Origin of the sequence: Kutzneria chonburiensis (genome assembly GCF_028622115.1) — a bacterium.
Lineage (GTDB): Bacteria > Actinomycetota > Actinomycetes > Mycobacteriales > Pseudonocardiaceae > Kutzneria > Kutzneria chonburiensis.
This window is the reverse complement of record NZ_CP097263.1, coordinates 8,224,908-8,239,168: the sequence shown is the minus strand read 5'-3', so window position 1 is coordinate 8,239,168 and position 14,261 is coordinate 8,224,908. Positions and strand designations below refer to the sequence as shown.

Genomic DNA, 14,261 nt, shown 5'->3' with positions numbered 1-14,261 from the left:
ATATCGCGCTGCCAGTGTGCACCCGATCCGCCCGGGTATGCAAACTTGAATAAGGTTCAGGCCGGGTGCGGCCAGCTGCCGGCCCGGCCGACCGTGTCCGGGTCGCCGGCCATGGCGTACATGCCGCGGTCGAGCCGCTCGATCAATCCCCTGGTCCAGGTCAGGTCGTCGGCAGCGGCAGAGACCCGCAGCCGGTACAGTTCACGCACGTGCGGCGGCTCCTGCCAGCTCGTCAACAGGTCGTCGGCCTCGGCGTGCACGGCTTCGACGGCCGCCATCCGCACCTCCAACAGGGAGATCGCCTCGGCCCTGGTCAACGCGGGCAGCATGGCCAGGCCCGCGGCCAGCATGTCCGGCCGCGGCTCCGGCTTGCGCAGCGCGTCGGCCAGCAGCCGCTTGAACTCGAACTCACCCTTCTCGGTGAGCTCGTAGTCGGTACGACCCGGCACCGGCCAGTCCTCGCGCAGGAAACCGGCCTTCACGCCCTGCTTCAACGCGTGGTAGATCGAGCCCCACTTCACGTTGGCCCAGCTCTCCGCGCCCCACGACATCAGGTCGTTGCCGATCAGGTAGCCGTGCGCGCGCCCGTAGCCGCGCACCACCCCCAGCACCAACAACCGCGTCGCCGACATGGGGTGCAGCCTAGGGCGGGTACGCCCTGGAGCAGCAGCCCGACGCGCTGCTGCTCGAGGTCGTAAAGAAGGTTTCCTTACAAGGATTTCACCGCAGGTGATCAGCCGTCAAGGTCGCGCGCCGGGTATGCCCGACTTCCGTCGACCCCTCAGTTCCGTCTTACCGCCACGGCGGCCGGAATGACGTGACTGCCCAATGTGCGCGGGGGTGCCTCAGGCCGAACCTCAGGGTGGCCGAAAGGGGAGGTTCGTCATGTGGCAGACCAACGACTCCAACTACCAGTTCGTGATGGAACAGCAGAAGGCCCAGCGGCAGGCCGCCGAGCAGGTCAGGGCGGCGCGGGGCGGACGGCGTCGGCGCTGGTGGAAGCGGGCCAACCAGCCGCAGACCCGTTGACGGTGTGCAACCATGCGATGTGCCGCGTATCGGATCGGGGATTCCGCTCGTCGGCCGTCGCGCGGAGCTGGCGGCACTGGAGTCGGCGCTGTCCGCCGCGGCGGACGGGCGAGCCGGGGCGGTGCTGCTGGCCGGTGATGCCGGCGTCGGCAAGTCGCGGCTGCTCGCGGAGCTGACCGCGCGGGCCGTTGCCGCCGGGGTGAAGGTGTTGACCGGTCGGTGCCTCGACGTCGAGCGCGCCGGCCTGCCGTACCTGCCGTTCGTGGAGGCGCTGGGCCGGTTGCCCGAGTCCGGCGCCTCCCGGCTGGACGACGCCATGGAGCAACTGCGGCTGTTCGAGGCCGTGCACACCGAGTTGGCCGACCTGTCGGCCGATTCGTGCGTGCTGCTGGCCCTGGAGGACCTGCACTGGGCCGATGCCGCGACCCGGGACCTGTTGCTGTTCCTGGTTTCCCGGCTCAATCGTCAGCGGCTGCTGGTGGTGGCCACCTACCGCGTGGACGACCTGTACCGCCGGCATCCGCTGCGGCCCCTGCTGACCGAGCTGGGCCGTTTGTCCACTGTGGAACGTATCGATCTGCTGCCGTTCGACCGGGCCGACGCGATGGCTTTCGTGTCGGCCCTGTCGGACGGCGGGCTGGCCGATGAGACTCTCCGGGGCATCGCTGCCCGGTCGCAGGGCAATGCCTTCTTCTGCGAGGAGCTCATCGCCGCGTACGACACCGCCGTGCCCACCGGTTTGTCGGACCTGTTGCTGGCCCGGGTGGAACGACTGGGTTCCAACGCCCGCCTGGTGGTCCGCGCCGCGTCCGGTGCCGGCGGCGAGGTGGAGCATTCGGTGCTCCAGGCCGTCGCCGAGCTCACCGACCTCGACGAGGCGTTGCGGGAGGCCGTGCAGCACAACGTGTTGGTCACCGCCGAACGCGGCTACGCCTTCCGGCATGCGTTGCTCCGCGAGGCTGTCTACGAGGATTTGCTGCCAGGCGAACGGGTTCGCCTGCATTCCCAGTACGCCCGCGTCGTCACTTCGCCCGCTTCGTTGGCGTATCACGCCCTACAGAGCCATGATCTGCCCACGGCTTTCAAGGCATCGGTGCAGGCCGCCGAGGAAGCCGTGGAGCTTCGGGCCCCGGCCGAGGCCCTGCACCACGTGGAGCAGGCGTTGCAGCTGTTCGGCGCGGTCGCGGAGCCAGGCGTCAGCGAGTATTCGTTGCAGCGCTTGGCTTCTCGCATGGCGCAAGCCGCCGGTGATTCCGATCGGGCGGTAGCCTACGCCCGCTCGGCGATCGGCCTGGCGGAGGATCCGGAGACCGGTGCGGAAGCCCGGCATCAATTGGTGCTGACCCTGATCCCGTTGGAGACGGCTTCGGCGGAGATCGCCGCCGCGGTCGCCGAGGCCTGGGACCTGGTCTGTGACCGGCCGCTGAGCGTCACCCGGGCGCGGATCATCGCGCTGAGGGCACGGGAATGGGCCTGGTACGGCTCGGCCGGGCTGGACATCGACGAGCTGGAGCGACTGGCCGAGCAGGCCCGCGATGAGGCGGTCCAGGTCGGGGCCGACGATGTCGCGGTCGATGCGCTGATCACGCTGGCCGTCTACGCCGAGTGGCGCGATCGGGCCGAGGAGGCCCAGGGGCTGTACCGCGCCGCCGCGACCACGGCGGCCGAGATCGGCGCGTACGCGGTCGAGCTCCGCGCCCGCAACAACCTCGCGGTCAACCTGTACATGCAGGGCCTGTACCAGGAGGTCCTCGCAGTGGTGACCGAGCTCATCGACCGAGCCGTCACAGTGGGCCTGGCCTGGTCCGAGTTGGCGGTTGAGGCCCGGGTGTCACGGATGGGCATCGCGTTCAACACCGGCCATCGCGCCGCGGCCGAAGCGCTTGAGGACCACTCCACCGCGCCACGCTGGGCGTCGATGCGGCTGGAGGCCGCCGCCCTGTACGAGCTGGCCATCGCCGGCCGGTTCGACGAGGTGGACGAGGCGACGGCGCGAATCATGACCTACTCCGACGATGCCAACATCGTCGGGCGCGTCCGCTTCGCACGGGCCGAGGCGGCGCTGTGGCGAGGCGAGCTGCGCGAGGCCGTCGATGAGTGCCTCCGGCTCATCGCATCGATCGCCGACGCGCCCCGGGCCAGCGTCACCAAGGCCCGGCGGGCCGGTGCGCTCGCGGTCGGCGCGCTGGCCGACCTGGCTGAGCAGGCCTGGCGCCGTGGCGACGACGACGCGGCGCGGGATGCCATCGCCGAAGGCGAGCGCGTGCACGAGCTGGCGCTGACCGAGGGCGAGTACTCGTTGGATCACCAGTGGCGCGAGGACATGCGCAATCCGGAGACCGCCTGTATGGAAGCCCGGCTCGACGCCGAGCTCAACCGGCTTCGTGATGACGTCGATGTCGAGCTGTGGCGGGTCGCGGTGGCCAAGGCCGCGACTTTCAAGTACTGGCAGGCTTCGGCGAGATGGCGGCTGGGCGAGGCGCTGATCAATGACGGTCGCCGCGATGAGGCCATTGTGGAGCTTCAGGCCGCGCATGCCGAGGCTGTCCACATGGGAGCGTTGCCGCTGCGCAAGGCCATCGAAGCCCTGGCCAGAAGGGCCCGTATCGGCATCGACGGCGAAGAACCGGACACCGAAGACCTCTTCACCCCGCGAGAACGATCGGTGCTGGAGTTGGTCGCCTCGGGACTGACCAACCGCCAGGTCGGGGAACGCCTCTACATCAGCGAGAAGACGGCCAGCGTGCACCTGTCACGGGTGATGGCCAAGCTCGGCGCGGCCAGCCGGACCGAGGCCGTGTCCGTCGCCTATGAGCGGGGCCTGCTGGATTAAATCTCCGAGACGGGTGGTTGAGAGTTCACATACACCCGACGAGGAGGCTCGGAGCCATGTCCAAGGCGGTCAGGTACAACGAGTTCGGCGGCATCGACGTGCTGGACGTGGTCGACGTGGACCAGCCGGTCCCCGGCCCCGGCGAGGTGCTCGTGCAGGTCAAGGCGGCCGGCATCAACCCCGGCGAAGCGAGCATCCGCAACGGCGCGTTCCACGAGGTATGGCCGTCGACCTTCCCGTCCGGCCAGGGCAGCGACCTTGCCGGCGTGGTCGCGTCGGTCGGTGAAGGCGTGTCCGAGGCCGCGGTCGGCGACGAGGTGATCGGCTGGACCGACGACCGGGCCAGCCAGGCCGAGTACGTCGTGGTGCCGGTGACGCAGCTCACGCCGAAGCCGGCGGCCGTCACCTGGGAGCAGGCGGGCTCGCTGTTCGTGGCGGGAACCACTGCGTACGCGGCAGTTCGGGCCGTTGCACTGTCCAAGGGGGACACTGTTGTCGTCTCCGGCGCGGCCGGCGGGGTCGGCTCGCTGGTCGTGCAGCTGGCCGTGGCGGCCGGCGCCAAGGTGATCGGCATCGCCGGACCGTCCAATAGCGACTGGTTGGCCGCCCACGGCGTGACGCCGGTGGAGTACGGCGAGGGTTTGGCCGCACGCGTCAAGGAAGCCGCTGGTGGGAACGTCAACGCGTTCATCGACACGTTCGGTGCCGACTACGTGGAACTGGCGCTGGAACTGGGTGTCGACAAGGAACGGATCAACACGATCATCAACTTCGCCGCCGTCGAGAAGTTCGGCGTGAAGGCCGAGGGCAACAGCGCCGCCGCGAGCGCCGATGTGCTGGCCGAGTTGGCCTCACGGATCGCCGCAGGCGAATTGGAAATCGTCGTTGCCCGAAAGTACCCACTGGCTCAGGTTCGCGAGGCCTACCGCGAGCTCGAGCAGCGGCACACCCGCGGCAAGATCGTGCTGATTCCCTGAGTTTTCCGGCGCTGACCAGCGGCGAACGGTTCACCGAAAAAATCTTTGAACCGTTCGCCGTGGGGCTCCGTGTACATCGCGAACGGCTTCCGGACAGATCCGGAACCTTGTAGCCACTGGAGAATCCCCATGTCGCGCAAGACTGTTGTGTCCCTTGCCGCCCTCATCGCCGGCGCCGCCGCGATGCTCGCCGCCTGTGGCACCCCGGAGGCGCCGACCGCGTCGCCGGCCACCAGCAACGTGGCCGACTCCACGCCGCTGAACCTGTTGCAGGGCACCGCGAAGTCGAACAACGCCACCCCCGGCACCGGCGACTGGGCCCCGCAGGGCGCGCCGGCCGACGTCTCACGCGCCTGGGTTTCGCTGCGTGCCGGCAAGGCCGGCGATCTCGACCCGGTCGTGCTCAACGCTGCCAACCGCGTCGTCTACGTCTTCGACAAGGACGAGAAGAACAAGTCCAACTGCGTAGATGCGTGCCGGGACACCTGGCCGCCGGTCGAGCTGGGCAAGACGCCCAAGGTGATGTGGGCCGGCATCAACCCGCACGACCTCGGTGTCATTCGCCGGCCCGACGACCACAATCTCCAGCTGACGCTGAAGGGTCGGCCGCTGTACCTGTTCAGCGGGGACAAGAAGGCCTTCGACACCAACGGTGAGGCCGTGAAGAACACGTGGTGGGCCGTGACGCCGGACGGGCAGCGCAACTTCGGCAAGAACACCCCGCCCGGGTCGACCGCGCCGACGACCACCGCGCCGACCGGCGCCCCCACCACCGCGCTGACCGGCAAGAGCGCGATCCTGTTCGATGACGCCAACTTCTCCGACAACGGCGCCTCCCAGGGCGTGGCCGGCCCCGGCTGCCAGAACGTGTTCCGCCCCGACGTCGCGTCCTCCGTCACCATCGACGGGCCGGTCAAGCTGTGGGACGGCCCCAACTGCACCGGCAAGTCCGTCGTGATCACCGGTGACGTCAAGGACCTGAAGACGGTCGGCATGGACAACGCCGTTCGCTCCATCCGCTTCGGCGACGGCGGCGGTCAGACGCCTCCCACCACGACGACGGGCAACGCCGCCCTGACCGCCACCAGCGCCATCCTCGACTCCGGCAAGAACCTCTCGGAGCCCCAGGGCTCGCAGGCCGTGTCCGGCCCCGGCTGCGCGAACGTCACCACCCCCTCGCTCGTCTCCTCCATCCAGGCCGACGGCACGTACAAGCTGTGGACCGGCAAGGACTGCACCGGCAAGTCGATGATCGTCACCGGCAACCAGAACGACCTCAGCACGATCGGCTTCGACAAGATGGTCTACTCGATCCGCTTCGCGGGCTGATCTGACACCTCGAGAAGGGGACCGGCTCCGGCCGGTCCTCTTTTTCGCGCTGTGCCGTCACATCCTCGTGTCGGCGGGGCTCAGGGTGGTGAGAACCCGTTGAGGAGGACGTGATGCAGTTCATCTTCGTGATCCACCACGGCAGCTTTCCGTTGCCCGGCACGCCCGGCGCGGCATCGATCTCGGCCGAGGAACGCAAGGCCGTGTACGCCGACTGGGCCGCCGTCAGCTCGCTCGACAACGTCGCCGGCGGGCCGCCGTTGGGGCTGCCCAAGGACGCCACCACCGTTCGCGTCGAGAACGGCGCCACCGTGCGGACGCCGGGGCCGTTCGTCGGCACCAATGTCGGCGGCTTCATGACGGTCGAGGCCGAGGACCTCGACGCCGCCGTCGCCATCGCCGCGCGCATTCCGCAGGCCCGGCTCGGCGGCGCCATCGAGGTCCGAATCCCGTCCAAGTACTGGTGATCACGCACCGAGCGCGTCGGCCACCCGGCCGACGCGCTCGGTGTCGCGAATGACGTCGATACGGACGATCCTGTCGTCGGCCACGGTGAAGACCATCACCGCGTCCGGACGGCCGCCGATCGTGATCAGGGCCCCCATCGTGCCGTTGACCAGGATCGACCGCAGGTTGCCGCCTTGCGGCGCGCGGGCCTGTTCGGCCACCGCCTTCGCCCCTCGCACGATGTTCGCCGGCTCATCCGTCCGCAGCACCACGTCCGGGTCGAGCACCCTGACCAGCGCGTCGAAATCCGCCGTGTACGCCGCCGCGTAGAAGGCCTCCACCACTTTCCTTTGACGGTGGCGATCCGGCTCCGCCTTCGGGACCTCCGCCCCCTGCACCCTTCTGCGGGCCCGGCTGGCCAGCTGCCTCGTCGCCGCCGGTGTCCGGCCCACGATGCCCGCGATCTCGCCGAACGGCACGTCGAACAGGTCGTGCAGGACGAACGCCAGCCGCTCCCCCGGCGTCAGCTGCTCCAGCACCACCTGGAGGGCCAGGCCCACCGAGTCGGCGAGCAGCACCTCTTGCTCCGGGTCCGGCTCCGCCGCCGTCACCACCAGCTCCAGCGGCACTTCCCGGCGGTGCCTTCTCGACCTCAGCTGGTGCAGACACTCCCTGGCCACCACCGTCGTCAACCAGCCACCCAGGTTCTCGATCTCCGCCTCGGTCCGGCTCAACCGCAGCCACGCGTCCTGCACCGCGTCATCCGCCGCCGTCACCGACCCCAGCATCCGATAGGCCGCCGCCCGCAACCTCGGCCGCTCCCGCTCGAACCGCTCCGCCAGCCACTCCATCGGCACCATCCCGTCGACAAGGCTCACCAACACCTGAGCCTCGGACCACAGTCGATGTGACAGGTCAGCCGAGCTGTTCGGACAGCCCGACGACGATGCCCTCCGGCCCCCGGAGGTAGCAGAGCAGGAAGCTGTCGGCGTACCGCACGACCTCGCCGACCAGCTCCGCCCCGTGCGCCCGCATCCGGGCGACGACCTGCTCGATGTCGTCGACGGCGAACATGATGCGCCGCAGGCCGAGCGTGTTGGCCGGCGCGTCCTTCGGCTCGGCGGCGATCGCCTTCGGGGTGTGGAACATCGCCAGCTCGATACGGCCGTGACCATCCGGGGTCTGCAGCATGGCGACCTCCTCGCGGACGTCGTCGATCCCGATGACGCGCTCCACCCACTCGCCCTCGACCGCACCCTTGCCCAGCAGCTCGAGGCCGAGTTCGACGAAGAACGCGATGACCGCGTCGAGGTCCTCGACCACGATGAGCACGTTGTCCATCCGCTGAATCGCCATTCCGGTCTCCTCCGTGTCCGTCATCCGCCCCTGGGACGGAGCCGCCGGCCCATTCTCGACACACGAAACGGCCGCCACCCGTCGGGTGGCGGCCACTGGCGGACCCGAACTACAGATTCACCGACACCAACCGCTGGCCAGAGGTGTTTTCCACCCGAACGGAGGCGATCTCCGCCGGATCGACCAGCACGCTGGCATCGACGCTGCCCGAAGCCCCGGTGACCTTCCACCCGGCGGCAACGGTCCGCTTGCCGTCCTTGCCGACGATCACGAGTTCACACTGCGTCCCGACCGGCACCCCACTGACGGCGGCAGAAAGATGCGACCACCCGGACGTGTCGGCAAACGCCAAGCCCAGAGCGGCCCCGGTCCCGGCATCGGTGGCGGAAGCACGAATGGGACCGACGGTCTCCCCGGCCCGGCCGACGGCGACACCGGTGGTCAACGCGACGCCGAGCACGACGGCCGCGGCGGAGGCAAGAATGGCCCCGCGGCGACGCCGCCGGGCGGAGGACTCGGCGCGGATCTGACGAAGGGCGCGTTGCAGGACAAGATCGTCGGCGGGTGGCGGGCCGTTGAGCACGGTGTCGACGATGCGCTGGAACTCATGGAACTCGGCGACCTCGTCGCTGCACTGCACGCAGGTCTGGAGGTGCCGCTCGAGCAGCCGCGCCCGCCCCTCGTCCAGCGTGCCGGCGAGGTAGCGCTCCACTTCCGGGTTTTTCATGACAACGACCGTTCCAATCCCGCCTCGACCCCAGGGAGAAATCCGCGCAGCGCGCGAAGTGCGTGGTAGCACCGGGACTTCACGGTCCCGAGCGGAATGCCGAGCGCCTGCGCGGCCTCGCTGGCGGTGCCGCCGAGCAGGTAGATCTGCTCAAGGACGTCACGGTGCTCAGCGGACAGCCGCCCCAGCGCGGCGCCGACGACCATCGAGTTGACCACGCCATCGGCATGGTCACGGGAAACGGCGACGTCGACGGGCGGCTCGGCGACCTCCTGCGGCCGCGAGGCCCGGGCGCGTGCCTTGTCCGTGACGAGATTGCGGACCACGGTCAACAGCCAGCCCCGAACGGACCCCATGCCGTTCACCAGGCTGTCGGGATGCTGCCAGGCCCGCACCAACGCCTCCTGCACGACGTCCTCCGCCGCGGCGCGGTCCCCGGTCAGCCGATACGCGTACGCCAGCATGGCCCCGCCGTGCTCGCGGTACAGCGAGCGCAGCAGCGCCTCATCGGCGACGTCCTGGCGGGCGCGCCTGCTCAGCCCGGCCATCAGCACCACCTTCCGTGTCACCCCCGTGCACCGACCGGAAATCCCGATCGGGCTCATCGAGGAACACGGTCATCACGGGCCGCCGGCCGACCGCTTGGCGACTCCGGCCGCCGACACCTGCCCGTTCGGTCAAACGTCCACAGTGGAGGGCGGCCGGGTCCGTGCGACGCCCTGCACACCGCACGGGCCCGACCTACGTGACACACGAGCGGATGGCCGGACAGGTTCACCACGAATCCGGACTGAACCGCCCGACCCGCCCACCCGTGTTTGCGGCAACCCATCCGAACAACCCACGGAGCGCGGAGCCATGCGGCTGACCAATGTGATCATCTCTTCGTCCCTCCTGGTCACGGCCATGATCACGATGACCGCGTGCTCCATTGGTGGCACGCCGCAGGCCGCCGACGTGAAGCCGGTCGAGCAGGTCGTCACGCTGCCGACCCCGAGCGCGGTGCCGCCGCCGACGGTGGCCAAGACGCAGCGGCTGGTGCAGATCTTCAGCGGCCCGTCGGATCAGCCGATGACCCAGGACGCGCACGACGTCGTGCTCAGGGCGACCACGTCCGAGAAGATCGGCACGTTCCTGACCGACGGCAACGGCATGACGCTGTACATGTTCACCAAGGACACCAACAAGAAACCGACCTGCCTGAATGACTGCGCGAACACCTGGCGGCCGCTGCTGATCGCCTCCCCGGGCAAGATCTACCCGGACGGCCTCGACCCGCAGGCCGTCGGCTACGTCGAGCGTCCCGAGGGCACGTGCCAGGTCACGGTCAACGGCCAGCCGGTGTACTACTTCTCCGGCGACAAGGCGCCGGGCGACATCAACGGCCAGGGCGTCAAGGGAACCTGGTTCGCGGTCACGCCCACCGGCGGCCCGGCGCAAGGCAAATAGGTCAGCAGTGACGGCCGGAGTTGATGCAGTCGACGATCGTCCCCATCAGCGCGTCCGGCAGCACATCGACGAACATCGCGTGATCGGTCACGGAGCTGAAATGCTCCTCCGGGAAGGCGTCGATCGCGTAATGGATGCCGGGCGGCAGCGTGTACGCGACCTCGATGTGCAACTCCGGCACCGGGAACGTGCCGACCCGGCAGCCGCCGCCGGCCTCCGGGAACACCAGGTGGCTGCGGTGATCGGGACTGTCGGTGGCGGATCCGTTCCAGCAGCTGGGGAAGTCGTACACGCGAATGGTCTGCTGTCCGCTGCCGCACTGCGGATAGTCCATGGTGACCTTGTCCCGCGCGCCCGAACAAGTCCACTGCACGTGCTCGGTGTTGGCCAGGCCTTCAGTCGTGGCATGCGGGTTTCCCGTGGTGGCACGAAGAAAACGTGGCATGGCGATGACGCTGCTGACCGGGCTGCCGCGGTATTCGATACGCACCGAGCTCGGCACCGCGATAGTGCTGTGGTCCATGGACATCCCGTCCATGCCGTCCATCGCGGTCATGGTCGACGGCAGCAGGAGCACCGGCCAGTAGTAGGTCGACTTGTCGCCGAGCTGGCACGTGGTCTCGGCCGCGGCCAGGCTGTCATTGGTGGACAGCGCATTCACCGACTTGTTGCCCACGTAGTCGTGCACGTGATGGGCTCCGCCGACGACACCGGGCTGCGCGACCAGGTTGTCGGAGTTGTACATCCGCTCCTGGTTGCGCCCGCAGTCGACGTGCCAGCTGCCGGTCGAGCCGGTCGAGGCGAACGCCACCGGCGTCGGCGCGGGGTTCGCGTCGGCGATGTCGATGTAGGTCGCGCCGGCCGGCGCGCTCAGCCAGCGATACGTCACGATCCCGCCGGCAACCAGCGCCAAGCACAGCACGGGCAGCACCACCCGCCACAGCTTCACCGCCGCAGCATCACAAACGGCCCGGCCGCGGGACAAATCAGGTCAGTGATCGGGCAGAGGTACAGGTCCGTTCGGCCGAATCAGCCGTTGGCCGAAAGGAATTGGCGTAGCGCCGGGTTGACCGCGTCCGGATGGGTCAGGCTGAGGAAGTGCGCCCCGCCCTCGACCAGCACCAACTCGCCCTTGGGCACGGTTTCGGCGATCTCCTTGGCCCGCTCGACGGGGTAGGCGGCGTCGGCGGTTCCGTGCATCACGAGCGTCGGGCAGGCGATCTCACCCAGTCGACCGAGGACGCTGTCCCGCCGGGTCAGCGTGTCCAGCAGCACCGGCACCCGTTCGTACGGCAGCGCGCGCAGCTTGACCTTCCATGCCGAGTTGTCCATGTCCCCGACGCAGATGGTGGCGACCATGTCGAGCAGCTGATCGGTCGGCCCCTGCGTGGTCCACAGCGTGCCGAGCCCGCGGTACGCCTCGGCGACCTGCGGATCCTCTTCCGCGGCCGAGCTGCCCAGCACGGCCAGTGCGGTCACCCGACCAGGGGCCAGCAGCGCCACGCGGAGCCCGACGAACCCGCCCTGGCTGGTGCCGACGATCGCGAACTGGTCGATGCCGAGCTCGTCGACCACGGCCAGCACGTCCTCGGCCACGTCCCAGTAGGTGAACGGCCCGTCGACCGGCGTCTGGCCGTGCCCGCGTTCATCCACCGTGACCAGGCGAAATGTGTCGCCGAATGCGGCGATCTGGGGCGCGAACATGTCGCCGTCCATCAGGAAGCTGTGCAGCAGCACGACCGCCGGGCCGGTGCCGCCGTGGTCCACGAAATGCGTCACGTCGCGCCTCCGCTGTGAGACAATCATCGTATTTGTCTCACAAGGAGGCCGGATTGACAAGGAACAGCACCGAGGACGTGGTCCGCGCGGCCACCGCCGCCTACCTCGCCGGCCTGCCGCTGGACATGTCCGCGCTGGCCGCCGACCTGGGCCTGAGCCGCGCCACGCTGTATCGACGCATCGGCAACCACGACGAGCTGGTGGCCATGGTGCTGGCCGAGCAGACCGAGCGCACGTTCCACCACTGCCTTGAGACCGTCCGCGCCGAGGGCCTTGACCGTGTGCGGGCCGTCTTCAAGCAGTTCATGTACGCCGTGATCAGCGCCGAACCGTTGCGGGCCTTCATCGAACGCGATCCACTGCTGTTCATCCGGATCGTGCTCGCCCCCGGCCTGGTCGAACAGCGCGCGACGACGCTGTTCGCCAAGCTGCTGGCCGAGTCCGGTGTGGACTTCGCGGTGCCGACGGCCGTGCTGGCGCAGGCGATCGTCCGCATCGGCGACTCGTTCATGTACACCCATCTGCTCGGCGGGCACGAGCCGGCGACCGACAACGTGATCGCGCTGGTCAACCTCCTGCTGGATTCGGCGTCGCGGTAAGGGCTTCCAGCGCGCTGGCCTGCGTTCGCCAGTCGACCGCGTTCGGCGTGCCGCCGGCCCAGCGCAGGCCGAGGCGGTTGAGCGGGTCGCGATCGTTGGCCCACAAGGAGTTGGCCTGCGTCTGAAGGTACGGCTGGTAGCCGAGCTCGGCCAGGTAGCGGACGAGAATTCCCTTGAACTGCTTCTGATTGTCGTCGCAGCTGGGCTCGCAGGATTCGGTCAGCACGCCCTGGCCGACGGCATTGGCCAGTCTTGTCGCCGTGTTGAGCCAGATCTGGTTTCCGCTGACCGTGTACAGCTCGGTGAAGCCGCCGATCGCCAGGCCCTGGTTGTACGTCCAGACCGTCTGCCCGTTGTTGCGGCAGTCGCTGGTAAGGCCGTCGTTGACCTGGTTCTGCCCGTTGATCAGACCGCTGTTCAGGTACCAATTCCCCGCCGCCACAGCCCTTTGACCCCAGACGGTGTCACCTGGCGTGTCTACGTGCAGTGCTGCGGTGAGCCTCAGGTACAGCCCGTTGGTCACGGCGTTCTTGTACGTGCGCTCGCGATCCCACCACACCCCGCCGCCACACTTGCTGTCCCAGAAACCGTTGACGTAGTTGCCAATTGTCGTCGCCTCGGTCAGATAACGCTGGTCGTGCGTGTACTCGTAGGCGGCGATCCAGGCCAGTCCCCACCACGCCGTGTCGTCGATCGCCCGGCTGATGAAGTCGCCCTCGATCGCGTCACCGGACTTCGTGCCAGCCGGGAAGGTCCCCTTGTTGACGTCGAACGTGCGGCCGACAACCCAGTCGTAGTCATGGTTTCCGGACTTCTGGAGGTAGTCGATCAACGCCGTCAAGGTGGCCGCCGAGTTCCACCAACTGCTCGGCCACCATCCCTGATAGGCGTCGAAGTCGTACATCAACGCGTCGGCCGCCGCGCCGGCCTCGTCGGCGCCGGACGGGCCCAGGCCGTGCAACTTCCGTTGGCGTGCGTGGCTTCCTTGCCACAGGCCCTGATGACTCCGCCGTACAGCTTGGCTTTCGGATCCCTGGTGGCGAACATGGCCGTGCGGCCCGATGTCGTACGGCCGAGCGACGACCCGTCCGGCCAGCTCGCCCCCTCGTTCCAGCTCCGATCGAGCCACACCTCGTCGCCGGGCCCGTTGCCCTCCATGGTCGCCCAGGCCATGCCGTTGTTGTCGGTGTGCAGCCGGATCGTGCGACCGTAGATCGTCGTCGGCGCAACCGGTTGTGTGTCACCGTTCTGCTGGCTCGTGCCGTCGCAGACCTTGTCACACACGGTGGGGTACAGCCAATCCGTGCACCCCACCGCCTGCGCGTCGCCGCAGGCCCGGATCACGCCCCGGCGATGCCCCACCGGGTCGTAGACGTTGTACATCAGCGTTCTCGTGCCGGTCCACGTGCTCGGGATGCTCGCCTTGCCCAGCAGGCCTTCCCAGGTCCGGCCGCCGTCCCAGGAGCGGTCCAGCCACACCGCGTCGCCGGTCGTGCCCAGATCGATGCTGGCCCAGGCCATCCCGTCCGGCACCGAGACGTGCAGCTGGACCTTGCGGCCGTTGATGTTCTTGTCCGGCAGGGGAAACGTCTCCTGCTGCACCCTCGACGGATCAAGGGTGTCGCAGGACGTGGCACACACGGTCGTCGTGGCCGCCGCGGCAGGGACCGGCGGCAGCGCCAGGACGATCAGGAGGAGCGGCAGGAACCTGATCACCCTTCGCAGCATGGCAGCGC

General features: G+C 68.7%; 16 protein-coding genes. 7 read left to right on the top strand and 9 right to left on the bottom strand.

All coding sequences use genetic code 11. The annotated features are described in order from the left end of the window. Positions 1 to 56: 56 nt before the first annotated feature. Positions 57 to 632, bottom strand: a complete 576-nt coding sequence (locus M3Q35_RS38440) for a PadR family transcriptional regulator (protein ID WP_273937475.1) — start codon at positions 630 to 632, stop codon at positions 57 to 59. A gap of 253 nt (positions 633 to 885) precedes the next feature. Between M3Q35_RS38440 and M3Q35_RS38435 the strand changes: the two genes are divergently transcribed. The 5 genes from M3Q35_RS38435 to M3Q35_RS38415 all read left to right on the top strand — a co-directional run bounded on the left by M3Q35_RS38435 (position 886) and on the right by M3Q35_RS38415 (position 6,635). Next, positions 886 to 1,029, top strand: a complete 144-nt coding sequence (locus M3Q35_RS38435) for a hypothetical protein (RefSeq protein WP_273937474.1) — start codon at positions 886 to 888, stop codon at positions 1,027 to 1,029. Between the two features lie 19 nt (positions 1,030 to 1,048). Continuing rightward, positions 1,049 to 3,862 carry a helix-turn-helix transcriptional regulator gene (locus M3Q35_RS38430; RefSeq protein ID WP_273937473.1) on the top strand — a complete coding sequence of 938 codons (2,814 nt, stop codon included), beginning with the start codon at positions 1,049 to 1,051 and terminating at the stop codon, positions 3,860 to 3,862. 56 nt (positions 3,863 to 3,918) lie between these two features. Then, complete coding sequence (locus M3Q35_RS38425; protein ID WP_273937472.1) at positions 3,919 to 4,839, top strand: NADP-dependent oxidoreductase; 921 nt, start codon at positions 3,919 to 3,921, stop codon at positions 4,837 to 4,839. A gap of 129 nt (positions 4,840 to 4,968) precedes the next feature. Continuing rightward, positions 4,969 to 6,168, top strand: coding sequence for a COG4315 family predicted lipoprotein (locus tag M3Q35_RS38420; protein ID WP_273937471.1), 1,200 nt, complete (start codon positions 4,969 to 4,971; stop codon positions 6,166 to 6,168). 113 nt (positions 6,169 to 6,281) lie between these two features. Then, complete coding sequence (locus tag M3Q35_RS38415) at positions 6,282 to 6,635, top strand: YciI family protein (protein WP_273937470.1); 354 nt, start codon at positions 6,282 to 6,284, stop codon at positions 6,633 to 6,635. Here M3Q35_RS38415 and M3Q35_RS38410 read toward each other — a convergent pair whose 3' ends face one another. The 4 genes from M3Q35_RS38410 to M3Q35_RS38395 all read right to left on the bottom strand — a co-directional run bounded on the left by M3Q35_RS38410 (position 6,636) and on the right by M3Q35_RS38395 (position 9,246). Beyond that, positions 6,636 to 7,475, bottom strand: coding sequence for a sigma-70 family RNA polymerase sigma factor (locus M3Q35_RS38410; protein WP_273944632.1), 840 nt, complete (start codon positions 7,473 to 7,475; stop codon positions 6,636 to 6,638). A 55-nt stretch (positions 7,476 to 7,530) separates the two neighbouring features. Then, positions 7,531 to 7,971 carry a VOC family protein gene (locus tag M3Q35_RS38405; RefSeq protein WP_273937469.1) on the bottom strand — a complete coding sequence of 147 codons (441 nt, stop codon included), beginning with the start codon at positions 7,969 to 7,971 and terminating at the stop codon, positions 7,531 to 7,533. Positions 7,972 to 8,080: 109 nt separating this feature from the next. Then, positions 8,081 to 8,698 (bottom strand): anti-sigma factor family protein, encoded by a 618-nt coding sequence (locus tag M3Q35_RS38400; RefSeq protein WP_273937467.1) that lies wholly within the window; start codon positions 8,696 to 8,698, stop codon positions 8,081 to 8,083. Next, entirely contained in the window at positions 8,695 to 9,246 is a 552-nt protein-coding gene (locus M3Q35_RS38395) for a sigma-70 family RNA polymerase sigma factor (protein WP_273944631.1), read from the bottom strand. Before M3Q35_RS38395 ends, M3Q35_RS38400 begins: the two co-directional genes overlap by 4 nt. Before the next feature lie 310 nt (positions 9,247 to 9,556). Here M3Q35_RS38395 and M3Q35_RS38390 point away from each other — a divergent pair, with 310 nt between their 5' ends. Continuing rightward, complete coding sequence (locus M3Q35_RS38390; RefSeq protein ID WP_273937466.1) at positions 9,557 to 10,147, top strand: COG4315 family predicted lipoprotein; 591 nt, start codon at positions 9,557 to 9,559, stop codon at positions 10,145 to 10,147. Position 10,148: 1 nt separating this feature from the next. Here M3Q35_RS38390 and M3Q35_RS38385 read toward each other — a convergent pair whose 3' ends face one another. Together M3Q35_RS38385 and M3Q35_RS38380 are read right to left on the bottom strand one after the other, a co-directional pair. After that, positions 10,149 to 11,096, bottom strand: coding sequence for a DUF1996 domain-containing protein (locus M3Q35_RS38385; RefSeq protein WP_273937465.1), 948 nt, complete (start codon positions 11,094 to 11,096; stop codon positions 10,149 to 10,151). A gap of 80 nt (positions 11,097 to 11,176) precedes the next feature. Further along, the gene (locus M3Q35_RS38380) at positions 11,177 to 11,926 is read right to left on the bottom strand and encodes an alpha/beta fold hydrolase (protein ID WP_273937464.1); all 750 of its coding nucleotides are present in this window, start codon (positions 11,924 to 11,926) and stop codon (positions 11,177 to 11,179) included. A 53-nt stretch (positions 11,927 to 11,979) separates the two neighbouring features. Here M3Q35_RS38380 and M3Q35_RS38375 point away from each other — a divergent pair, with 53 nt between their 5' ends. Then, the gene (locus tag M3Q35_RS38375; protein ID WP_273937463.1) at positions 11,980 to 12,525 is read left to right on the top strand and encodes a QsdR family transcriptional regulator; all 546 of its coding nucleotides are present in this window, start codon (positions 11,980 to 11,982) and stop codon (positions 12,523 to 12,525) included. On the opposite strand, the gene M3Q35_RS38370 is transcribed toward M3Q35_RS38375, so the two are convergent. Both M3Q35_RS38370 and M3Q35_RS38365 read right to left on the bottom strand, forming a co-directional pair. Continuing rightward, entirely contained in the window at positions 12,494 to 13,486 is a 993-nt protein-coding gene (locus M3Q35_RS38370) for a glycoside hydrolase family 76 protein (RefSeq protein ID WP_273937462.1), read from the bottom strand. The genes M3Q35_RS38375 and M3Q35_RS38370 overlap by 32 nt on opposite strands. Continuing rightward, positions 13,429 to 14,241: a hypothetical protein gene (locus tag M3Q35_RS38365; RefSeq protein WP_273937461.1), complete on the bottom strand. Its 813-nt coding sequence runs from the start codon at positions 14,239 to 14,241 to the stop codon at positions 13,429 to 13,431. The genes M3Q35_RS38370 and M3Q35_RS38365 overlap by 58 nt, the downstream gene beginning before the upstream one ends. Positions 14,242 to 14,261: the final 20 nt, after the last annotated feature.